At 51.4% G+C, this 20309-nt stretch carries 23 protein-coding genes; 6 read left to right on the forward strand and 17 right to left on the reverse strand.

Going from position 1 to position 20309, the window contains the following annotated elements; all coding sequences use genetic code 11:
* Nucleotides 1–113 precede the first annotated feature (113 nt).
* From QQL85_RS12245 to QQL85_RS12255, 3 genes are read right to left on the reverse strand one after another with little or no spacing between them, the layout of a single operon-like run.
* A complete protein-coding gene (locus QQL85_RS12245; RefSeq protein WP_284368771.1) occupies nucleotides 114–794 on the reverse strand; it encodes a hypothetical protein in 681 nt (226 codons plus the stop codon).
* The gene (locus QQL85_RS12250; RefSeq protein ID WP_284353491.1) at nucleotides 787–1740 is read right to left on the reverse strand and encodes a hypothetical protein; all 954 of its coding nucleotides are present in this window, start codon (nucleotides 1738–1740) and stop codon (nucleotides 787–789) included. Before QQL85_RS12250 ends, QQL85_RS12245 begins: the two co-directional genes overlap by 8 nt.
* 14 nt (nucleotides 1741–1754) lie before the next feature.
* Nucleotides 1755–2150 (reverse strand): hypothetical protein, encoded by a 396-nt coding sequence (locus tag QQL85_RS12255; RefSeq protein ID WP_284353490.1) that lies wholly within the window; start codon nucleotides 2148–2150, stop codon nucleotides 1755–1757.
* Nucleotides 2151–2449: 299 nt separating this feature from the next.
* Between QQL85_RS12255 and QQL85_RS12260 the strand changes: the two genes are divergently transcribed.
* Nucleotides 2450–3145: a DUF4145 domain-containing protein gene (locus QQL85_RS12260; RefSeq protein WP_284353489.1), complete on the forward strand. Its 696-nt coding sequence runs from the start codon at nucleotides 2450–2452 to the stop codon at nucleotides 3143–3145.
* 49 nt (nucleotides 3146–3194) lie between these two features.
* On the opposite strand, the gene QQL85_RS12265 is transcribed toward QQL85_RS12260, so the two are convergent.
* Nucleotides 3195–5030 carry a DUF4209 domain-containing protein gene (locus QQL85_RS12265; protein ID WP_284353488.1) on the reverse strand — a complete coding sequence of 612 codons (1836 nt, stop codon included), beginning with the start codon at nucleotides 5028–5030 and terminating at the stop codon, nucleotides 3195–3197.
* Nucleotides 5031–5529: 499 nt separating this feature from the next.
* Between QQL85_RS12265 and dapA the strand changes: the two genes are divergently transcribed.
* Nucleotides 5530–6405: a 4-hydroxy-tetrahydrodipicolinate synthase gene (gene dapA, locus QQL85_RS12270; protein WP_284353487.1), complete on the forward strand. Its 876-nt coding sequence runs from the start codon at nucleotides 5530–5532 to the stop codon at nucleotides 6403–6405.
* 558 nt (nucleotides 6406–6963) lie between these two features.
* Nucleotides 6964–7218: a hypothetical protein gene (locus QQL85_RS12275; RefSeq protein ID WP_284353486.1), complete on the forward strand. Its 255-nt coding sequence runs from the start codon at nucleotides 6964–6966 to the stop codon at nucleotides 7216–7218.
* A 209-nt stretch (nucleotides 7219–7427) separates the two neighbouring features.
* Here QQL85_RS12275 and QQL85_RS12280 read toward each other — a convergent pair whose 3' ends face one another.
* Nucleotides 7428–7982 (reverse strand): hypothetical protein, encoded by a 555-nt coding sequence (locus QQL85_RS12280; protein WP_284353485.1) that lies wholly within the window; start codon nucleotides 7980–7982, stop codon nucleotides 7428–7430.
* Between the two features lie 280 nt (nucleotides 7983–8262).
* On the opposite strand from QQL85_RS12280, the gene QQL85_RS26770 reads away from it, so the two are divergent.
* The gene (locus QQL85_RS26770) at nucleotides 8263–8427 is read left to right on the forward strand and encodes a hypothetical protein (protein ID WP_434482125.1); all 165 of its coding nucleotides are present in this window, start codon (nucleotides 8263–8265) and stop codon (nucleotides 8425–8427) included.
* Between the two features lie 99 nt (nucleotides 8428–8526).
* Here the strand turns inward: QQL85_RS26770 and QQL85_RS26655 are convergent, their stop codons facing one another.
* Together QQL85_RS26655 and QQL85_RS12295 are read right to left on the reverse strand one after the other, a co-directional pair.
* Entirely contained in the window at nucleotides 8527–8784 is a 258-nt protein-coding gene (locus QQL85_RS26655; RefSeq protein ID WP_349816477.1) for a hypothetical protein, read from the reverse strand.
* Nucleotides 8785–9000: 216 nt separating this feature from the next.
* Entirely contained in the window at nucleotides 9001–9393 is a 393-nt protein-coding gene (locus tag QQL85_RS12295) for a DUF6957 family protein (RefSeq protein WP_284353482.1), read from the reverse strand.
* 169 nt (nucleotides 9394–9562) lie between these two features.
* Between QQL85_RS12295 and QQL85_RS12300 the strand changes: the two genes are divergently transcribed.
* Nucleotides 9563–10033, forward strand: a complete 471-nt coding sequence (locus tag QQL85_RS12300; RefSeq protein ID WP_284353481.1) for an XRE family transcriptional regulator — start codon at nucleotides 9563–9565, stop codon at nucleotides 10031–10033.
* An 11-nt stretch (nucleotides 10034–10044) separates the two neighbouring features.
* Here QQL85_RS12300 and QQL85_RS12305 read toward each other — a convergent pair whose 3' ends face one another.
* The 10 genes from QQL85_RS12305 to QQL85_RS12350 all read right to left on the reverse strand — a co-directional run bounded on the left by QQL85_RS12305 (nucleotide 10045) and on the right by QQL85_RS12350 (nucleotide 19550).
* Nucleotides 10045–10272 (reverse strand): hypothetical protein, encoded by a 228-nt coding sequence (locus QQL85_RS12305; RefSeq protein WP_284353480.1) that lies wholly within the window; start codon nucleotides 10270–10272, stop codon nucleotides 10045–10047.
* A gap of 18 nt (nucleotides 10273–10290) precedes the next feature.
* Nucleotides 10291–10662 carry a hypothetical protein gene (locus QQL85_RS12310; RefSeq protein ID WP_284353479.1) on the reverse strand — a complete coding sequence of 124 codons (372 nt, stop codon included), beginning with the start codon at nucleotides 10660–10662 and terminating at the stop codon, nucleotides 10291–10293.
* 503 nt (nucleotides 10663–11165) lie between these two features.
* Nucleotides 11166–12968, reverse strand: coding sequence for a hypothetical protein (locus tag QQL85_RS12315; protein WP_284353478.1), 1803 nt, complete (start codon nucleotides 12966–12968; stop codon nucleotides 11166–11168).
* A gap of 28 nt (nucleotides 12969–12996) precedes the next feature.
* Entirely contained in the window at nucleotides 12997–13938 is a 942-nt protein-coding gene (locus QQL85_RS12320) for a TniB family NTP-binding protein (protein WP_284353477.1), read from the reverse strand.
* Nucleotides 13935–15764 carry a Mu transposase C-terminal domain-containing protein gene (locus tag QQL85_RS12325; protein WP_284353476.1) on the reverse strand — a complete coding sequence of 610 codons (1830 nt, stop codon included), beginning with the start codon at nucleotides 15762–15764 and terminating at the stop codon, nucleotides 13935–13937. Before QQL85_RS12325 ends, QQL85_RS12320 begins: the two co-directional genes overlap by 4 nt.
* A 43-nt stretch (nucleotides 15765–15807) precedes the next feature.
* Nucleotides 15808–16329, reverse strand: coding sequence for a hypothetical protein (locus tag QQL85_RS12330; protein ID WP_284353475.1), 522 nt, complete (start codon nucleotides 16327–16329; stop codon nucleotides 15808–15810).
* A 288-nt stretch (nucleotides 16330–16617) separates the two neighbouring features.
* The gene (locus QQL85_RS12335) at nucleotides 16618–17367 is read right to left on the reverse strand and encodes an amino acid ABC transporter ATP-binding protein (RefSeq protein WP_434482131.1); all 750 of its coding nucleotides are present in this window, start codon (nucleotides 17365–17367) and stop codon (nucleotides 16618–16620) included.
* A gap of 11 nt (nucleotides 17368–17378) precedes the next feature.
* A complete protein-coding gene (locus tag QQL85_RS12340) occupies nucleotides 17379–18038 on the reverse strand; it encodes an amino acid ABC transporter permease (RefSeq protein ID WP_284353473.1) in 660 nt (219 codons plus the stop codon).
* Nucleotides 18039–18048: 10 nt separating this feature from the next.
* On the reverse strand, nucleotides 18049–18696 hold the full coding sequence (locus QQL85_RS12345) for an amino acid ABC transporter permease (RefSeq protein ID WP_284353472.1): 648 nt from the start codon (nucleotides 18694–18696) through the stop codon (nucleotides 18049–18051).
* Between the two features lie 65 nt (nucleotides 18697–18761).
* Nucleotides 18762–19550, reverse strand: a complete 789-nt coding sequence (locus QQL85_RS12350; protein ID WP_284353471.1) for an ABC transporter substrate-binding protein — start codon at nucleotides 19548–19550, stop codon at nucleotides 18762–18764.
* 282 nt (nucleotides 19551–19832) lie between these two features.
* On the opposite strand from QQL85_RS12350, the gene QQL85_RS12355 reads away from it, so the two are divergent.
* Nucleotides 19833–20273, forward strand: a complete 441-nt coding sequence (locus QQL85_RS12355; RefSeq protein ID WP_284353470.1) for an Lrp/AsnC family transcriptional regulator — start codon at nucleotides 19833–19835, stop codon at nucleotides 20271–20273.
* Nucleotides 20274–20309 lie beyond the last annotated feature (36 nt).

A 20309-nucleotide genomic window follows, 5' to 3' on the forward strand; every position in this document is an offset into this window, starting at 1 on the left:
TAATGGAGGGCGTCCGGCCAAATTTGGCAATCATCGCTGGCCATAATGTAAGAACCTTAGAAATACTGAGATGACGTAATACCCTCAGTGATCAACCTTGCGGATTCATGGCGTCACGAATAGCACATAATCAGGGGGGACTGGGCTGGAGACCCCAACAGCTTGATACTTTCCTCAATGACCCAGGCCCCAACCGGCCACATCATTTGGAGCACGAGCAGAATAGTGAAGCTCAAGAATGCCCGAAGCAGATACTCATGGGTCATTCTGATACCGGTCACCTTCTCGTTTACCAGTGAGTAGTTATGTAGGACGGCGCGAGCGAGCTGCTTGGCTAAGCCCGCTTTAGGCGAGCTTTCTTTCCAGGTATTGGCTAGCTCACCTGGGCCAAGCTGAGCGAATCCGGCGACTTTGAGCGTTCTGAACGCCCAAGCCCCTGCGCGGAGCAAGAAGGCTACTGCCAATCCGAATAGGATGAGTCCAATACAGCCCAGCCATTTGTTCGACTTGTCGCTCCAAAGGGTTGGCAGAAGGGAAGCCAAGACTGGGATCAGCGCCGTGATCGCGGCCAGGTAAATACCCGCCTTCGCGTCTGCTCCTCTGCGACGGTCAACCTCCGCATCGAAAATACGCCGCGACTCGTCCAGCACCACGTCGCTGTCTGTTGACCAATCCCCGTCTCGAACAGATTCGACAATCCCCTGCCTCCATTCCGCTTCATCTGCCTGCTCAGTAGGTGACAGTGGTATTAAGGTCGGCCACACCCAGTGGAGCCAGTCTTTAAGCTTAAGCAATGACGTTCACCGCCAGCTCGTCCACGATCGCGGCAGCAATAGGATAGCCTGTTAGGTTCTCGATCCAGGCCCACTGCCCGTTCGGGTTGATCTCCAAGAACCACAATTTTCCGGATCTATCGCACACCAGATCGATAGCGCCGTAACGGAGGCCTAGACGCTGCACGAGCTTCACGCACTGACGTTGAACGCGACGCTCGAGAACAATTTTCTCGTGTCTAAGATCAGGACGACTACCCTTGCGCCAGTCGGTTTCAGTTTCCTCGTTATCTTGCGACCAGATCGCCGTAGCAAACACCCGCTCGCCCACGACTGTCACTCGGACATCGTATTGCTTCAATATCTCAGACTGCACAATGAATGGGGTCAGCCTAATCGCTTCCGCCTGATCATCCTCAATCTCAGCGAGCCGAGAGGTGAAGATCACGCGTTCCGTCTCGCCCGCTAACACTGCTTGCCGAAGGGGCTTACCAATCGCCGTGCCGAGCGCATTGATAGCTTGAGCACATGCAATGTCATTCGTGACAAATGCCTGAGGTACTTCAAAGCCGATCTCCTGCGCGAGGAGGAGCTGCATCGGCTTGTCTTCAGCCAAGAAGATCTTCGTAGGTGAATTAAGCCACCGCCCCTCCAAGCGGGAGTAGAGGCTTTTGAGAAAGCTGCTCCACTCCGCCTCGATGTACGCCCTCTCTCCAGGATCCGTTACAGCATCCGGTACAACAGGAGCTCCCGGTCTGCGGAAATAGGCTGCCGTTATCTGCGAACCACGGACAACCACCCCGTCCATTGAGATTGACCAAGCGTCCCTGGGAAATCCTGCCATCGAGCACAACGCTTCGGGCAATTGCTCGGTGTTTAGACGGACAAAAGGCTGGCCGCGCCGGCGGAGCTCAGCAACTACGTAGTCCATCGTGATATCGCGACGATTTGTCACCAACAACAGCATGCGATGCTTCCAGATCAGTCTGAGTAATATCGGGTGTCCAAGCCGAAGGTAGGATCACCATTGTCATCACGCTCCAGCTCGACACTGGTCTTCGTGATCAGCTCAAGGATGTGGTTGGCATTGCATCGATCGTCGCGCTCAGTGATCGCATCGGTTTTGGTCACGAGCTGCAGAAGGTGGTTGCTCGAGTCGAATTGGTGCAGGTGGCTGGAGTCATTCGATTGACCTCGATAAGGACTGGGATCGTCATCATCGCTCTCGACCTTCTGGTAGGTCTTGGTCAACAGCTCTATCTGCCAGGATGCCTCGTCATCTTGCTCTGCGTTGACCTTGGTCTTGGTCATCAACTCATTCAACGCCCCGTTAGCGATGACTGGAACTACTCCATCAGGAGCCTCGACGGCCCACATCTGGAGCTCCGGGGAGTAGAAGCCCGGGATACTGGCCTCTCCTGTTCTAGGCGTCGCAAATCTAGATAGAAAGGGCGACGTTTTTTGCAGAGCTCCCAAGCTGGCGTCTCCTGTGCCGGCGAGTCGCGAAAGGCGACAATGCCTGGACAATACCATTTCGCCAGCATTACGGTAAACGACTGCGGCCAGCGTGGGAAGCCAAGCGCAATGCTCAATCGGTAGAGTCGTTACGCCTACAAACCTAGCCCTCATGGAGAAGGCAGGGTATGTTTTGAGCAACCCCCTAGGTAATGGGCACGATGAAGACATCGACCAAATACACCCTGCACGCCAGTGAAGGCCATGAACTCGAACTGCCTTGCGGCAAATGTTGTTCAAAGACGTTTCACCGCGTGGTTTGCTCAGCTTGTGTCGAGTCCTCTCGCGAAGACCAGCACAATTTCCATGAGTGGTGGGTCGACAATCAGATCGTCCAATGCCAAGGCTGCAAAACGTATTCGTTTCGCATGGCCTCTGGCGATTCAGAAGACTGCGATTATGATGACGATGGACAGTTGCAGCCGTCTGTCATAGAAAATCTCTTCCCACCGCGGATGGAGGGGGTCGGCAGGCTTGGACTTGACCTCTGGTGGCTTCCCCCCTCTCTCAAAGCTATCTATGACGAATCTCTGAAAGCACTTTCTGGGGGGCTGCCCGTATTAGCCGCGATTGGGATGCGTGCCCTCCTGGAAGGCGTATGCAAGGAGAAGCAAGCCGAGGGGAAAACCCTCCACCTTCAAATTGAAGACTTGGCGTCCCGAGGAATTCTGAACCCTCAGAACGCGAAAATCCTGCACAAGGTGAGAGCGCTGGGAAACGAGGCTGCACACGAGTTGACGGCACAGAAGGCTTCGCAGCTAGGCTTGGCCATGAACATTCTTGAGCATCTCCTCAAAGATGTTTACATCAACCCAAGGCTTTACGAGCAGGAGTTCCCCGCCACTCCTACACCGTGACCACTGCCTCAACGCTTCACCAGATTTAAGCTTGGCGAAACGATCAGGGCTACGTCCTCGGTACCGTCTCCCAAAATGGCCCCGAGACATACTTGAGCATGAACCACCAGGCGTAAACGGTCGACTCTGCATAGATTTGGTCGTCATCAAGCAGCCCATGAGCAAAGGTGTTTCTGAGGTTTGGGCCATATGGGCTGCAGAACACCGCTCGGATTTCGAAAGCTACGTCATCACCCAGCAGCTCTGATACGCCTTCGACATCCATGAGGGTGCTCAATCCATTTTCGGTAACGATACCGTCAGCGCTGGACGTCGAGGTATTGAGACCTGCCTCCTTCATTCGATGTCGAATCAGTGCCTCCATCTGAGGAATGAGGAAATGTGCGGCCATGCCAAAATCCCCTACGAACCCCCAATACAACCCCTTCCCCACCATGTGCACTCGATTTGGAGGCACGAGTGCCGATGCTTTGGCCAGCTCAACCATGTCGACTTCCTTGACACAGTGTGCTTCCGAGATGATCGCAAGCGCCGGCAAAACCCCACCCCTTACCGAAAGTCTGATGGTGTGCAAGTGTTCGCTGACCATCTTGGCCTGGACTGTGTACTCGTCTTCTTCAGTCAGTTCGGTACCGAAGGACAGTGGCGGTCGCTTCGCAATCACTCTGCCAGTCTCATCAAAGAAAACTGCCTCTGTCAGAGAGCTGACTATCCCTGTACGCAGTGACTTCAGCGCTCCCTGACGGGATTCAGCGGGCGAGCAAAACGGGTACATATTGGCGAGATGATAGAGGGCAGTACCAAAGGACTGACCTTCGATTAAGCGCTTGGTACGCTTTACCAGTTTCGTGATGTCTGTCTGAGTTGAGATCAAACTCATCTGCTCAACCACCCGTGCACCTGCCTCAGCAATTCTCTTACGCAGTGCAGGCAGAACCGTGTCGACAGCTAGTTCGGCGCGATATGCCCCCGGAACTGCTCGGTAGGTCTGAAGAGCATTTTCCAAGGCGTTTTGCGCCACAATCGGGTGCGTCTGCTCCCCTCTCACCTCGGCCTCTGATACCCATGTCTCAGCAATGGCCACTGTCATTTTTGCAGCCTGTAGGTGACGCTTAAACAAGGCAAAACCTTTACACGCAGTGTCGAAACACTGTCGGGCCCTAAAGATATCCTGCTTGCTCACGAAGCAGCGACCGAGCTCAGCCACCTTTTCTGGTAACGCGGAGACTTCGGGATGTTCAAGCTGATAGTCCATGACCGTCTCGACCAACCCAACGGCAAATGGAAGTTCCTGGTGAATCGCCCGCTCGATTGCATCCATGATTGCCTGGGTAAGGTTCGAGAGCCGCCCCTCATCTCCTCGGCCAATCATCTTGGTCAGGGACAACGCTCTCTGGAAGCACTCTCTACCTTCTTGGTACCAAATCTCATCATTCAGTGGCACCGTCGCATAGCCATCGATGGCGGCTCGGGCGTGGCGAATGTGCTTGAAGCCAGGAGTGATCCAGAGGAGATCGGAGACCCTCGCCTTCAACAGACCTTCTGGGAGGCTTTCGACCAAGTCCTTGAAGAACAGGTAATCCTCGTCGACCATGCTGGCCGGTGACATTGAGTGCCGGTCGCCAATGAGTAGATAGGGCCTAAAAGGCTCATTTCGGTTGGCAGTGTCCAGCATCATCATGCAGAGATCAGCCAACAGCCACCAGACCCTCGCTGCTTCATATTTCTGGGCCTCCGAGGCGGCTTTTGCCAATCCCGTCAGCGCGCCAGAAAGGGCGGTATAGGTTGGCTCAATGCCGGATGTGGCCTGGTTGAAGTCGGACTTGCAAAACGCACCAACACTTAAAGGTGTGTCTTCAGGATAACGGGGGTTATGCTCCGACATGACGCTCTCTCATGGAACAAAAGGAGCGAGCTTTTTACGATGAACTACCCACAAAAGCAAAACTGTGAGATTACCCCTACATGTCGACGCTAGAGGGGCCCGCGCCCCGTCGGCTGACGGAGAGTGTTTACAGGCCCGGCAGAGCCTAGGCATTCTGTGGCTCGGTTTATGACAGCCGTCCGCCACGCGGCAAGTTCAGCACCAAAAGAAATTGCTAGTTGACGAAACGTCGCTGCGTTGCGCACTATCCCGTTGCACCTCTTCGCAACGGATCACCCATGATTCCTGACATTGACAACATGCTGACTGCCAAGGGCCCATCCGCCCAAGCATGCGCATGCGTGTCCGTTGCTAAGAAATCCAAGAAACAGCCGCTCATTTGACCGGGGCGCTGTCCCGTCAGATGAGCTGACAGGACAGATAGCGCTAGGTCTCCTCCCCGCTTGATTCCCATCCCCTCCTCTGACGTCGACTAATCGGTCTGCTTGAGGAGTAATGCATGTCTAATTTTCGCGGTATCTGGGTTGCACTGGTCACACCTTTCCGTTCGGGACAGGTCGATATCCATGCCCTTCAAGGCTTGGCCAAGAAGATCCTCGCTGACGGTGTGAGAGGCCTCGTGGTATGCGGTACCACGGGCGAGGCCGCAGCCATGAGCAAGGATGAGCAACTTGAGGTACTGGATGCAGTTCTGCAGATCGCCCTGCCTGGCCAAATTATCATGGGGCTGTCGGGCAATAACCTGTCGGAAGTCCTGACATTCCAGCAAAAGATCCAGAGCCGTGACATCGCCGGCGTCCTGGTTCCAGCTCCCTACTACATACGACCTTCGCAGCAAGGCATCGAGTCTTTCTTCCAAACGGTTGCCGGCGCCTCCTCTGTCCCAGTGGTGCTCTACGACATCCCCTACCGAACAGGTGTGAGGATTGAGCGAGAGACGCTGAGAAGGATCGTGCGTCACCCAAAAATCGCAGCAGTGAAGGACTGCAGCGGTGATGTCGAAACCACCATGGCACTGATCGCCGACGGAAACGCAGAAATACTGACTGGCGAAGATATCCAGATCTTCAACAACCTTGCCTTGGGCGGCGCCGGCGCAATCTCGGCGTCAGCACACATTAGTCCCAAGCTATACGTTCAGATGATGCAGGAGATGGATAGCGGCGACCTCATCTCCGCCAGAGCCACGCTCTATCGACTCCTGCCCTGGATAAGAATGGCATTCATCGAACCCAACCCTGCTGTCATCAAAGCAGCTCTGAGCGTCCAGCGCGTAATCACCAACGAACTTCGCGAGCCCATGCAACCTTGCTCATCTATGACGATTGAACGTCTAGGATCTGTGCTTTCAGATTTGGTCTGCCAGAGTGCATAGGTCGCGTTGTGGCCGCTGGGTGTGGTGCTCCAACCAAGAGTCACCACATCCCAGGGCCTTCGGATCGCTGCTTCGGTGAGTAAAGTCGCATTACGGGCAACGGCTGCAGATACGATGCCATCGAGCAGCTCCGGTTAGGCCAAAAAATCCGAAAATTTCTCTCTTCTGAAGAGCACTAAAATCATATCAATACCAGATAAATAGGGGCATTCACCGAGTCCTAAAATTCGCAAAAAAATCCGCAGCTATTCTGGGGTGGAGATGTATGAGACGCCCGTCTAGAACCCGAATGACAATGCCCGAACCTTGCTCCTTCGCGGGGGCATCTCTAATCGCCTTGTGTGAAGCCTGACCACAACAGGGTGCGAAGCACTCCCCATCGTGAGATGGCTCATATCCAGCTCAGAGATAAAATCATGCGTAACGAATGACACTGGAAACTTACACGCGACACCTCCAGAGAAGCACAGTTACAGTACAAAAAACAAACTTTTCGCTAAAGTTTCTTTCGCAACAACCGTTTTAATAGTTAATACACTTTTTAGGAGCTCGCACTACATGAAAACCCCCTTGAATGAATTTCTAAAACTTCATCATCCAAACCATGTACTAGACATCGCATTCTTTTCAAATCCAGACTTGCCCGAGGCAGCTTGCTCGACTAGCTCAGAGAGCTATCTCGTAATGGTCAACCGTGAGAATGCCAAAACGATACTGCTTAACATGGAAGGCACAAATTTCAGACTCACCAATGCGCAGGCCAGCGTGCTGGGATCAAAGCTATTCGAGATGGCGAGCCCTGATGCCTCATAGCAAAAGCGTGAACGCTACCGAGTATCAAAACAAACATGAAGCCTCGCGAAACCCGTAAACCGGATGCAAGCAGAGCGCGCAGGCCGAACCGGCCGAAGGCGTGCGGGATGGAAGCCCGAAGGGCCGAGACCCGTGAAATGCGGGGCTCGGTTCACGACAGCCTGGCCGCGCAGCGGCACGCCCAAGCTACCAATCTCAGGCAAGATCGCTTACTTATGGAGCTTACTGAAACGATCAATCACGACGCTCGGAGCAACGCTCGGCCAGGCTTCCAGATTTGCTGACTTACGCCAAAAATCAATTGCACACCACAGGAAGAACACCCCTGGAATTGCTCCACCCAACATTGAATAGCTGTGCAGAACGGGTATAGCTCCCGTCGTAGGGTGTTTTGCGAGCACTGGTAGAAGCGCAAGAAGAAACACAGCCACGTAAGCTACCGCGAACCAGATAGCCCCATAAACCATCATGTACACCGGCGTCGCCAAGCGAAGCTTCGTCAGGCTACGGATCCGTCCACCCTCTTCTCTGAACGCATAAACCACGCCGGTATTCTTCAGCTTATTCCTAGATTTTTTGTAAACACAGTAAAAATCGTAGTGTTTGCCCGCCTCAATCTCTTCGTAAAGCTTAATTGGAATGTCAGTATTCGGAATGAGGACACCATCAATTTTCATGATCACTCGAACATTTGCTACTTTGTGCTCGAAGACTCGAATATCCTCTAGCTTTCCAGAGACCTTGATGTAATCAGCAATTGCCACGACTTGTAACTCCTGTCAGAAGAATTTCCAGCGCCTGAAAAAAGGCAAAGAAATAGCATCAGCGGCATCCTCAGGAAGCCGCTTTTTATAAAACAATCTTTCAGTGCAAGCGATTAGGGCTCACAAAGAACCCCTTTGACCCGACCTTCAGAAATTCCTGCAGCCCTGCCCGGCCACCGCCCCTTCTGAACGAAGCAAGGACGTACCTTGAGTTCAGCGTGGTCGCAACCCAAAACCGCCCTTCTTTCTGAAGGCTTTGGATGTCAGACGTGCGAAGGTAATGACCATCGGCGAATCGTCCGATCGGGCTGGCGGCATGCACATGGCCGAAAACTACGCCTACAGCGCTGCAGGCCATGATCTGGACATTTACCAGGAACGCAGTCACGGGCAGCGGGTACCCCTGGCCCACGGCACGAGCGATTCGCAAGAGATCAAAGTCTGAGTACCGCCGGCTGTGCAGGTCGACGGCATACGTATTAGAGGCAGCCAAAGAAAAGCTCCTTGCTAAGGACATGCATTAGATTGGGAGGTCTAGACCCGATCAGACTGGCGCTCGATAGAGCTCCCTGACCTTAGTGAGGGAGGCTGGATCGAAATTAGCGTCGAAGGAGTCGTTGTAGACCTTCCCACTCTCGACCTCGAGAAGACACACAGCGCAGTCACTCTTGTCGAAACCAAGCGAAAGACAATTCAGCCGCTCCATACGCCAATGCTCACCACCGTTCAGCCTTCCAGGGGTGACGACCTGGACATCATCAACGATGAAATGCTCATTCTGTGCTTTCAGCATTTCGTGCAAGCGGGGCTCATCGTTAAGCATCTCCTCGCCTCGCACGAACCTTCCTTCAACCCAACGCCTTACGCTGACGTGGTACCAATGCGTCGACAGCGCTCTCGACACACCATGCCAGTGTGCTAGGCCATCACCAAACATACCTGGAACACCTGCAAGCTCAGTGGTACTGGTTCTAAACATCAGTCGGATAACTCAACCGCGAGCTAGGGCTCGTCAACGTCAATAAAAGGAAAAAATTGTCTTGAGCGAAGCAGTCTGCTCCGCACCTTTGCCCACCAAAACGTAGACAGTGTTCCTCGTTTCGAAGAAATGACCATCTACCAGTGCTACACCAATGCTGGAGCGTACCCAGTGACCAGGCTCAAACCGCCCTGCACTGTCCAGAACCACGTGGTGGGCGAAAAGGAACAGCGGGAGATGCCCCGCGGCTGCCACCTTTGCCAGCTCGGGCTCGGTCAGCGCCGCTCGAAACAGCGTCCACTCACGGACGAGGCAGTAGGCCTTTCCCGGGTAGCGCTCTTGCACCATCTCAACAAGCTGATCCAATTCTCCGCTGGCGCCTTCGCGCCAAACGGCCGCTTCCTGAAGCAGCTCAATTTCTGAGGTATCCACCTAAAAAGCCCTTGGTTGGTGCTCCTGCAGAGAAGACGCAGTGGCGTCCTACCACCCTTCTCTCACCTCGATGCCAGCTCCGTGAGCCTCGACGACTACGAATAATACACTGTTTTGACGTTTATTCGTAAAGCCTGGATGTGGCTATATCCTGACTTTTGAGCAAGTCATGGATCTCAGAACCGCTTTCGCAGGGGTGCTGCGCGCACTCCGTCTCGTTCGTGGCGCCCGGTACGCCGATCTCTCGGATGCCACGCACCGCCGCAAAGTCGCTGAGCTCGAGAACGCTCAGACGAGCATCACTCTCGAGCAGTTCGACGCGCTCGCAGAATCCCTAGGTCTAGATGCAATCTCTCTGATGGCGCTTTGTGTGGCGCAGCGAGAAGGAGTCGTCGCTCGTGTGCGGATTGGGGTGTCGATGGCCAAGCTCGCTGACTTCGAGACCGCCGGCGGAATGGAGTTGATCCAGGAGCAATTCGACGACACTGGTGCTCTGGTGAAGAGATCCCGTGGTCGGCCGTTGAACGCTGATAACGAGAAGGCAGTTCTCGCTCTCAAGGCTGAGGGTCTTTCGCCTCAGCAGGCAGCGACTAGGCTGGGGTTGGCGCTGACGTCTGTGATGGAGTATTGGAGGAAGTGAATCAGCAAGACTCATTTAGCCTTCGTGCTGGCGATAGCTTGCATTGTTTCTGCACGGCCTGGATCTATAAGCCGGACTATATCAATAGCAGTGAACTCGTAGGTCTCGGAAAGTGAATCCAGTTCAGCTAAAAAAGAGACCGCTTTTGATACCTCGGGATCACGCAGCAGAGGTAGTAAAACCTCGTATTCCTTTGTAATTCGGTTCGTGATAGAGAGGAGCTCTTCAATACGATCCATTCGTTTCACCCTTTAAATTTAAGACTCAAGGTGCTCGGCTGCAGGGCGCATTGAATACTGGACGGAATCAGGCTTCTGCCTTATATCAACCGCGCTGCCCTCATCAACAGCCTGAGTGCATATATCAACCAATTCCTTTAGGGCTCTAGTATTTACTGCTGTCAGACCACTTGACAGCATGTCAATTGATCCTACATATCGCCTCAAAAGCAAGTCAGCAATCTCGCTATAAGAATAGCCATATTTGATTTTAAGATCCTCAAATCTTCTAAAGAACTCAAGATCCTGAGCATATTCAGGCTCCTTCCTTCGTTCCTCGAGTCCTCGGAAGACCTTTTCAAACTCGTATTCTAACCGCCGGGCCTCGATGAGAGGATGGGAGCGCGCCATGATAAAAACCTTTCCGTTCGACTATACCTTTGATCTAGTGTAGCCCAAATGCCATGTCGAAACAGAAACGCTGGGGCGCCTGTCAAATAAAATTTACGAAAGATAAACCCCCAAAAATCAATAGGTTAAGTAAAAAATCAGGCATGAAGCTTGGGAAACAAGCTACCGCCAGTCCGATTTTATGAATGCGCGAGCATGGGCGATTTTCTGGTGAAATCCGCTCATGAAGCGATCAATCACGGATTCGATTTTTTACTGAACCGGTAACGATCACCCATTCGACGTCGCAGGTCATCCGCCGCTTCAACTGGCAATAAATCGGATTTAATCGAACGATCGAGAGCGCTTTGCTCAGCATGTCAATTTTCAATAAATGTTTAATATTCGCCAACCCCATATATATAGATAATTGCCTTCCATAAGCGTCTATTGTCTTCGTGAACATTAGAAGTTGGCATCATCAGTAGATAGCCTTCAATAAGGCAGGAAGCGCTCACTCTTAACTACTTCAATGCCCAAACGACCTGCTCCAATTCCTCAGCATCGAGAGTACGATATGCCAATGCAGTCAGTTCCTCCCTCACTCGTCTAGCGTGTACACCAAGCCCCACGCGCCTGATCTCATCGCGATCAACCGGAAACGGTAGAGAATATGGCCGGCATACGTCACGTATCGTCTGAGCTTCACTGAAAGAGATTACATTGAAAGCCACTCCGAGCATCCAATATGCAACCGCTATCTGACGTGGAGTTGCCCAGGTGTAATGAGGAGGTGCATCTGCGAAAGACGTATCTGGAGTGAGATTAGCGCTGTTGCCCTTACGCTCAGGAAAGAAGAATGAACAGGCAAATCCTGGAGCAGTTCGCCAGGCAGGATCACAAAGCCACATGCCGAGTAAAAACTCCAGAACGGCCTTAGACGGCTTTTGAGTCTGGATCAGTGGGGTATCTTCTAGTATCCAGTTCTGAACCCTAGCAGTGATCCTCAGAAGCATTTTATTATCCGCGATGCCCTGCTCACCATTACTGGTGAGAGGAAAGCTGACAAGCAACCGAGAGCTTGGGCTACTCACATACTCAGTGTACGCACGCCATGCCTTGTCCAAGGGTGAGTAGTGAGGCGTAGAAAGGCTGACCAACATCACCGGAAAGTCATGATCACAGCAAATACACATGCCGAGCTGGCGCCAAGCAGAACGCCAAGCCGGCAAATCAACTTCCTTGATATCATTTTTCAGACACTCTGGGCAGTAGTTAGTGCTCTGATGAAATGGGAGATAGGCATCAATGGAAAACCTGAAGTCCTTAAAAATATCCTCATAACGATCGCCAAAGCAGCTACGTATAGCCAGAAGCTCATGCAACGAGTCGGGGTCTACCGACAAACGAGCGCATTGGTGTGAAAAAATTTCATAAGCGTTTAGCTCTGAGCTGCTCAGCACCTCGACGGACATTCTTCCCATCCACGAAGAAAACGATTCACCGTTAACAGGGAATAGCTGCCCATGCTCCAAATTATCAGCCTCATGAAAATCCAAAACACCAGCGTCTGCCAAAGATAAATGCACCAACCTGGATGCACAACCAATAAAACCCTTAGATTTGAAATGAATTGATTCTATCTCTTGCTGTGACAACTCCAAGCCTTGGTCAGCACCTAATAGCAACTTGCCCCGCACATCCCGAATGAAATTTTGAAAATTGCGATTATTTTTCATCGGGGACAGCTCAAATGTGCGCACCATCTTATTAGCCAGAGAAATAGCGCGCTTAATTTCCAGCACGGTAGCTTGCTCCGTAAATATAACTACTGGAATAGTCGGGCAGCGAGCAACAAGCTCCTGCATTGCCAATAAAGATTGAGATGATGACATGAGTTTTGGCAAGACCCACTCGTGCGCATCACGAATAATTATCACGTCGTAGCTTCTATCGGAAAGCAAATGCCAGTAGGCCTCATCAAGAGCTGATTTAGCCCTATGCTGCCTAATCTCTTCGGAAACTTCTGCGGGAAGTTTCAGTGAATATGCAAGATCCGACGAAAATAAGGTAACTGATTTCTGTGGGTGACGTTCGATTGATAAAACCTTCTGCCGCCGAGACGTCAACTGATTTTCGAGTTGATAGGATAGCGCAGACAACCCCGAGCCCAGCACCCCGCCAATCAAATATAGCGAGGAGTGGCCATCATCATTTTCAACGGGTGTACTGTTGCAAATAGAGCTTACCAGTTCGGAAAGAACAGCTTCGTTTCCCGACAAATTCGACCACTGGAAATCAGTAAGCACGCTTAAATTCTTCAGCATAATGAAACACCACACCGCTTAAACGAGACTATTGAACTACAGTATAGCGATCCAGGTAAGATTTCGTATCCATTTGACTCTTCAGAACGACATTGGCCATTTCCAGGCTCTGAATATCTATATACTCGAGGCCGGACTCGATTGCCATGCGAGATGCCTCCTTGAGAATCGTGACAACAGACCTCAACGGAGAATATATCACCTTAATATCATCAAGTGTAACCGTTATGGCAGACAACTTCAAAAGCTTCTCACAGAAAGCATTATCGATGATGGATTCTTGTCGGAGTGGCATTTTCGCTACAAAACCTTTTACAAAGGCGATAAATGAGTGATTGCACTTCAGGTCGGAAAGAGTTGCTGAGCGCAAACTAAAACGACTGTTAATCGTATCATCCGCATCGAGAATTAGGTCGAGGTTTTTCTGGTCTGCAAGCAAGCAAAAATTTAACCCCCAGTACGGGCCAGCAAACCCTTTAACTGCTGAGAAGTTGAGCTCACGACCGCGGGCGGTGAACCCCTTATAGAGAAGCTGAGCTTCATCCAGCACAACTCCGCCTACATTATTTTCTCGAATCAGCCTCTGCCCCTTCGCGATATCGTGGTAGCTAAGCGTGAGCGGTTTCTTGCGCTCGCCGAATTGGATCCCTATCTGCATTTGTATCAACTTAGTCAGATTCAAATTAGCAGAATTACGAACCAAGTCGATGTAAATAGCTTTCCTTGCCCAGCCTGAGTTCGGCGCACAGCTCTGTTGTGCCATAACTGCACCAAGTGTACTCTTGCCCTGACCAGATCTTGCTGTGATTGACATCCCCGGATTGTCAGTGAGTCGGGGAAGAGCAAGAAGCTTCTTATAGCTATCCATTGCGATCATGGCTTCTGGACGCATTATAAAAACCTCACGCATGCAGGAGGTCATGCGCTCTTTAGCTGATTGCTCAAGGAGGCGATCATGGTCAGTTGTCATAGATCAAATCCTTCTAGCGGTTTCACATCCGTAGCGTCGATAACAGGATCGTTCTTTGGTTGTGTGTTAGAGATTTTAGGTGTAGCGTTAGCAAAAGGCCCAACCATTTCACTTTGCTTAGCGTTTGCAGCATTACGAGCTCGATCCAGAGCTTCCTTTTGTAACGCTTTCTTGTAGTCTTGCTGACCGAGATGGATTTGTTCACCTGCCAGAGTCAACTCCCCTGCTTTAGGTTGCTTATAGAGCTTAGCTTTCCATGCAAGCATGGATATGGGGCCCCATTTACTAGAAGGAGGAACACCTTCGAAGGGTCTGAGGTCGTCCAAATCTGGCCCAAGGCGCTCAATGGGTATCCATTTTTCGTTATGCAGAACCCATGCTCGATCAATATCTGAATAATCAACTTTAACCCTTACGTGCGCTCCAGCTAGCCCGTAGTAAGGCCCAGGGTGATAACGTAGGCCTCCATGAATAATTATAGCATCTTTGCGGACTTTTACCCGGTGCTCATGATACATACCGATTATAAAATCTAACGGATCTTCAAATCTCGGAGGTGTCCGAATTTCTCCATCATGTTCGCCAAATTGGCTAAGCCATAGCTCGTTAGACGTCTTCCCATCGTATCCAAATTTTTCGTGCCTCCGACAAATTTCAATTACCACCATCTTAAATATTTGATCAAGAAAATATATTGCGGTTTTTTCAATTTTTTTCCCGCGCGGCTTTTTCCCTGAAGGTGGCACAGCCCCTTCTAAGGTCTGTATGAAATAACGATTTATTATGCCGAGCCCTCTCTCGATCGATCCACCACTTTGCTTCCGCTTTCTTCGCATATGCTTCACATTGTGGAGCTCACAAGCGGCCTTGACCGTTTTGGCGTTGAGGTCTGACCCTCCATCAACCATAAGTGCAGAAAAGCGCCCATACTGGATCCATCTATAAAGATTCTCATCCAGGCCCAAGGCTCTGATTAGATCTTCTTTTGGCTTGATCGCCATGTCTAAGGCTTGTGCTAACGTCCATCTACTTGGCGCCCCAAAATACAAAGCAAATCCGAGACAGGATCTACTCCATTTATCTTTTATAAGCATGAGATAAGGTCGGCCAAGCAGCATACCCGTTTGCCTGCATCTTGCGTGCATATCCAAAGGACTTCCGTCAGCCTCAACCACCTCAAGAGGCCCGGTTACTTTCAGCCCAAACGGAAAACTTCCACATTTATCCTGCTTTGCTTCTTCTCCTTCTTTAACCCTGATTCGTTCACGGTCATCGATAATTTTGCGCAATCGCCTGCGCAAGGTGGTTCTTGATGGAGAATTCGCTCTCCCTAGAGTTGAAATAATAGAATCAATTACCCGCTCTTCATTCGCCCCTGGGCCTGTGTACTCTGCGTCGGCCGTTGACACAATCAACTCTTCTACATAAGTTGAAAACTTAGTATCCCCCTTCTTGCGACCTGACTTGCCAGGAACGAAAGCTCTCCAATCACCTATAACAATGTACTTATCCTTTAACCTTCTAATCATCGATATTTCAATTTCAAGCTCAGCCTTGACATACTCCACACCTTTCCTACCGGCCATCCACTCGTCAAATACTTCCTGGCGATTTTTTGCAAATACAATTTCCGCCGCAGTATATGGCGACTCATCCACCACGTCCCCTTCAAAAACTGGAAGCGCGGCCAGAGTTTCGTCCCGTAGTTTATTTAGAGCCTCTTCTGAAGCGGTCGCCACATTCTCTTCAAAGGTTTCAACAACATTACCTGTTGCAGAATTCATAACTATCAGAACATTTTTCAGAGCATCAAATTTTTGAACCATGAACATTCCTGGCCTATCTCTCAAGGCAACAAGAGTGTTAGGTTTATACTTCATCGGTAGCAGACCCTGTGTCTGAAGCACGAACCGATTTATTGCTGATGCTTATCAACCGACTCTTTACAAGCGATTCTGATGGGCTATCCATACCAAGCTGATAGCAAAACCAGCTAACGTCCTGAAAAAATACGTCGAACGAACGCCCGTACTCTCCGTTATCTTGCTCACTAAGAACGATGACCAAGAAATTCAATACACCATCTAATGCATATATAGAACCATTTCTGAGCGCGCATTCGACATACTCAGTCAAATACTCTGCGAAGTTTGAGAACGCTGGTTTTTTCTCGCCGCCTGGCGCTTTCTCTTGATCAATAACTCCTCGTACATGCTCACGAAAACGATCTGCAGGCCGCACTTCAGCAATGACGTGCTTTGAGGGTAACCAGCACGCATGGCCGTCCAATAGACGGCAGATACGGAGCTCGTCTTTTTTGGAGTTAGATCTCATGACGTAGCACAGATCCGCGCTGCGGGTCGTGTGGACAAAGGCGCCGATGCTCAACATGATGCCTACCTTCGAGAGTTACCCTCCCTTAAGCCTAGGCAGGATGCTTGGCCCGACCAGCACCACTTGTCTAAAAAACCACAGATATGTAACCTATTGATTTTATTAAAGGTCGTTTCATAAACATATGGTTTTTTGGCTCCAAAAAAACATCGAAATTTGATTCTCAATAAAAAAAAGCATTAAATACAATAAGTTATGATGTGCTCACCGATTTAAAAAAATGTACAATAGGCCTCCGCCGGCGCTATCGCCGGCTTATGCGCACAGAATGCAAACATCTGAACATCAGTAGTCATGCAGGTGTTTTTTCAGAAAAGCCCGGGTGCGTTCTTGAGCTGGACTTCTCAGCATCTCACTGGGTGCACCTTGCTCTACAACAACCCCGCCATCCATGAACACGATCTGATCGGCCACTTCACCGGCAAAGCGCATTTCATGCGTAACGATCAGCATGGTCATGTGTTCGGCCGCCAGCTGTTTCATTACCAGGTTTACTTCTTCCACAAGCTCGGGGTCCAGTGCCGAGGTCGCTTCATCGAACAACATGACCTTGGGCTGCATGGCCAGTGCCCGGGCAATGGCTACGCGCTGTTTTTGCCCGCCGGACAACCGCGACGGATACTCGTCGATCTTGTTACCCAGCCCGACTTTCTGCAGGTACTCCAGGGCCAGCTCCCTGGCCGCACTTTTCGAATAGCCTTTGAGCTTCACAGGCCCTATCGCGATGTTTTCGCAGACCGTGAGGTGCGGAAACAGATTGAAATGCTGAAACACCATACCCATCTGCTGGCGCACCTTGTTGATATGTTGCTCGAAGGCGCGGCCTTTCAAGGGTTGGTTGACCTGAGCGCCGTCAAGCCAGATTTCACCACCATTGAGCACTTCGAGATGATTGATTGAGCGCAGCAAGGTACTTTTGCCTGAACCACTCGGGCCAATAATGGCGAAAATCTGCCCGCGCGACACCGACAGATCGATCCCCTTCAGTACCTCAAGTGCACCGTAGGCTTTGCGCGCCCCCTTCACTTCTACCATAGCGTTGTTGTTCATCGTGACATCTCGACCCTTGCTTCAATAAGATGCAGCCCAGCCTCGAGCACCAGGTTGGCCATGTAGTAGATCACCGCGACGGCGATGTAGAACTCAAACGGGCTGTACGTTTCGCTGACTGCCAGCTGGGCGCTGTAGACAAGTTCGGCAATACCGATGATCGATACCAACGACGTGTCCTTCAGCAACACGATGAGGTTATTTCCCAGCGGCGCGATGGTTTTTCTGAGCGCCTGTGGAACAATAATGTAGCGCTGGGTCATTGCCTTGCTCAGGCCTATCGAGCGCGCGCCTTCTATCTGGCCCGGGTCAACCGCTTCGATACCAGACTTGACCACGTCGGCGTTGTACACGGCAAAATGCAGGCTGAGCCCGATTATTCCCGCAGCCAGCGCTGGAATATCGATACCCACCTGAACCAGCCCGTAGTAGATCAAATACAGTTGCAATAACAACGGCGTGCCCATCAACAGCCAGGTCGTGAAGCGCACAGGCAGCGCCATGGCTTTAGGCGCATACAAGTCGATCAGGGCAAATAGCACACCCACGGCGAGGCTGATGACACTGGAACAGAGAAACATGACAACCGTCCACCACAGACCGGTTGCCAGCATTTCATAATAAGGTGTGATGACACTCAGGTTCAGTCCTTCCACTGGCACCCCCTTATTTGGTCGCGTATCGCTTGTCTAGCACTTCCACCAGGTACTTGACCGTGTAGACCATGACGATATAAAGCAACGCCGAGACCATGAATATCTCGAATGGTTTGTACGTTGAACTGATGAAACGCTGCGCGGTGTATGTCAGTTCTACCACCGAAATAGCCGACACCAGGGCAGAGCCCTTGATCAGACCGATGGCATTGACGCCAAGCGGCCTGATCATAAGTTTTAGCGCCTGGGGAATGATGATGAATAACAACGTCTGCCTACGGCTGAAACCAATCGACCGAGCACCCTCCTCCTGGCCAGGGTCGACGTTGTCGATTGCCCCTCGAATGGACTCCGACATATACGCCGCGATGTTCATGCCCAAACCGATCACCGCTGCAGCGAACGGTTCCAGCTCGATTCCTATTTGTGGCCCGCCGAAATAGATAATGAACAACTGCACCAGACAAGGTGTGCCGCGAAACACACTGACGTATAGGATTGCCGCCCACCGCAGGATCATGAGCGGCGATAACCTGCACGTCACCAACACAATGGCGAGGACCAAGCCAAGTAATAATGAAAGCAACGAGATCTGCACAGTGACCCAAGCGGCTTCCATGAAAAACGGGTAGGTACGATGGATTAATGACAGGTCCATAAAACCACTCACAAAAAATCTTCCAACCCGGCCCAACCTGCCGGCCAGGCCACTCTTGGTGCGTTTCAGCGAATGTCGCTACCTACCCACTTCATTGAAATTTCCTTGTAAGTGCCATCTGCCAGAATGTCATCCAAGGCCTTCTGCAACTGGGCCTTGAGTTCCGGATTGTTTTTGCGGATGGCAATGCCCAGACCTTCACGGCCACCCTGCTCGTCCGGCAAACTGATGATCCGCACCTTCTGCCCGGTCTCCTTCACCGCAACCATGACCGGGATGCTGTCCATCACCACGGCATCGATACGACCGGCATCCAGGTCGACCAACATTTCAGGCAAGCCTTTATAGGTACGCACTTTAAGGTTGCCGCGAGCACGCACCCATTTGTCATGCGAATCACCCAACGTAACGCCAACAGTAACATCCTTGAGATCATCGAGCCCTTTTATCGGGGAGTTTTCCTTTACGCCGATGGTACGGCCTGCATGGTAATAAGGCCCAACGAAATCAACGGCTTTCAGGCGCTCGGGCGTAATGGTCATTGAGGCGATGACAGCGTCGTACTTCTTGGCCAGCAGCCCTGCAATAATGCCGTCAAAGGGTGTAGTAATAATTTTTATGTTCACGCCCAGACGCTGGGCAAGTGCTTCTCCGATGGAGGCGTCGAAACCAACAATTTCATTCTTTTCATTGGCAAAACTGAAGGGAGAGTATTGCCCGCTCATTGCCACCCGCAGCACGTTTGACGCTTGAACAGCCTGCAAGTCATCGGCGCGGGCCATGCCTTGAGAGAACAAGGCAACAGCCGCTACCGCAGTGGAAGCCAGTAGCATCCTGGTTTTTTTCGCCAGCATCGAGGCACTCCTTGGACGTTTGTATTTTTTATTGTTCCGGGTTCATAGGACCCAACCTTCATTGAAAGCTTTGCACACTGAAACCCTGAAATCACCCTGCAAAGTGCGTGTACGACTGGCACATTGCCGGAATCGGCCGACATAATGCCGGCGCTACTTCGACCCTTGGAGAAACTGGAGTAGTGTCTTGTCATGCACAAAAAAGAAGCAAGTGGCTAACTTACCCCTGCACTTTATTGGGTCGGCCGGCCATTTACCGGTGTTCAGACGGAGGTGTCAGCATTGCGCGAATTAGACGTCAAAGATCGGGAAATCCTCGAAATACTCTCCAAGGAAGCACGTGTCGCACTCAAGGCACTCGCGGCAAGAATCGGTCTGTCAAGAAGCGCGACCAGCGAACGGGTTTCACACCTGGAGCGCAGCGGAGTCATTCGAGGGTATCGCGCAGACATTGGTGAAATTGATGCCAACGTCATACGGGCGATCATTCTGGTATCACTAAAACGTACACCAGCGCTTGGTCTGCTGGACCTGCTGGCAGAGAACGCCCAAGTGAAACGGGTTTCATCGGTTAGCGGGCAACTTGACCTGGTGGTCGAGGTCGAGGCACGGACAATTGATGATTTGAACCGGGTACGAGACGCCGTAGCGTGCCACGACGCTGTAGACGACATTACCACGGCAGTAGTGCTGCGGCGTGACATTGACAGGCAGAAAGCCTGAACGAACGACACAGGGCGTGTCCGTCGGCACGCCCTG

The sequence above is a fragment of the Pseudomonas putida genome, assembly GCF_030159595.1.
In the GTDB taxonomy this organism is placed as follows: Bacteria; Pseudomonadota; Gammaproteobacteria; order Pseudomonadales; family Pseudomonadaceae; genus Aquipseudomonas; species Aquipseudomonas putida_AC.

What these genes read in the sequence shown, in the direction of transcription:
- QQL85_RS12260 (WP_284353489.1), top strand. Translation starts at nt 2,450, where the DNA reads ATGAAGACATCGACCAAATACACCCTGCACGCCAGTGAAGGCCATGAA.
- QQL85_RS12330 (WP_284353475.1), bottom strand. Translation starts at nt 16,329, where the DNA reads ATGTTGAGCATCGGCGCCTTTGTCCACACGACCCGCAGCGCGGATCTG.
- QQL85_RS12350 (WP_284353471.1), bottom strand. Translation starts at nt 19,550, where the DNA reads ATGCTGGCGAAAAAAACCAGGATGCTACTGGCTTCCACTGCGGTAGCG.
- QQL85_RS12250 (WP_284353491.1), bottom strand. Translation starts at nt 1,740, where the DNA reads ATGCTGTTGTTGGTGACAAATCGTCGCGATATCACGATGGACTACGTA.
- QQL85_RS12315 (WP_284353478.1), bottom strand. Translation starts at nt 12,968, where the DNA reads ATGCTGAAGAATTTAAGCGTGCTTACTGATTTCCAGTGGTCGAATTTG.
- QQL85_RS12255 (WP_284353490.1), bottom strand. Translation starts at nt 2,150, where the DNA reads ATGTGGGCCGTCGAGGCTCCTGATGGAGTAGTTCCAGTCATCGCTAAC.
- QQL85_RS12325 (WP_284353476.1), bottom strand. Translation starts at nt 15,764, where the DNA reads ATGGTTCAAAAATTTGATGCTCTGAAAAATGTTCTGATAGTTATGAAT.
- QQL85_RS12300 (WP_284353481.1), top strand. Translation starts at nt 9,563, where the DNA reads ATGGATCTCAGAACCGCTTTCGCAGGGGTGCTGCGCGCACTCCGTCTC.
- QQL85_RS12265 (WP_284353488.1), bottom strand. Translation starts at nt 5,030, where the DNA reads ATGTCGGAGCATAACCCCCGTTATCCTGAAGACACACCTTTAAGTGTT.
- QQL85_RS12320 (WP_284353477.1), bottom strand. Translation starts at nt 13,938, where the DNA reads ATGACAACTGACCATGATCGCCTCCTTGAGCAATCAGCTAAAGAGCGC.
- QQL85_RS12310 (WP_284353479.1), bottom strand. Translation starts at nt 10,662, where the DNA reads ATGGCGCGCTCCCATCCTCTCATCGAGGCCCGGCGGTTAGAATACGAG.
- QQL85_RS12275 (WP_284353486.1), top strand. Translation starts at nt 6,964, where the DNA reads ATGAAAACCCCCTTGAATGAATTTCTAAAACTTCATCATCCAAACCAT.
- QQL85_RS12305 (WP_284353480.1), bottom strand. Translation starts at nt 10,272, where the DNA reads ATGGATCGTATTGAAGAGCTCCTCTCTATCACGAACCGAATTACAAAG.
- QQL85_RS12335 (WP_434482131.1), bottom strand. Translation starts at nt 17,367, where the DNA reads ATGGTAGAAGTGAAGGGGGCGCGCAAAGCCTACGGTGCACTTGAGGTA.
- QQL85_RS12345 (WP_284353472.1), bottom strand. Translation starts at nt 18,696, where the DNA reads ATGGACCTGTCATTAATCCATCGTACCTACCCGTTTTTCATGGAAGCC.
- QQL85_RS26770 (WP_434482125.1), top strand. Translation starts at nt 8,263, where the DNA reads ATGACCATCGGCGAATCGTCCGATCGGGCTGGCGGCATGCACATGGCC.
- dapA (WP_284353487.1), top strand. Translation starts at nt 5,530, where the DNA reads ATGTCTAATTTTCGCGGTATCTGGGTTGCACTGGTCACACCTTTCCGT.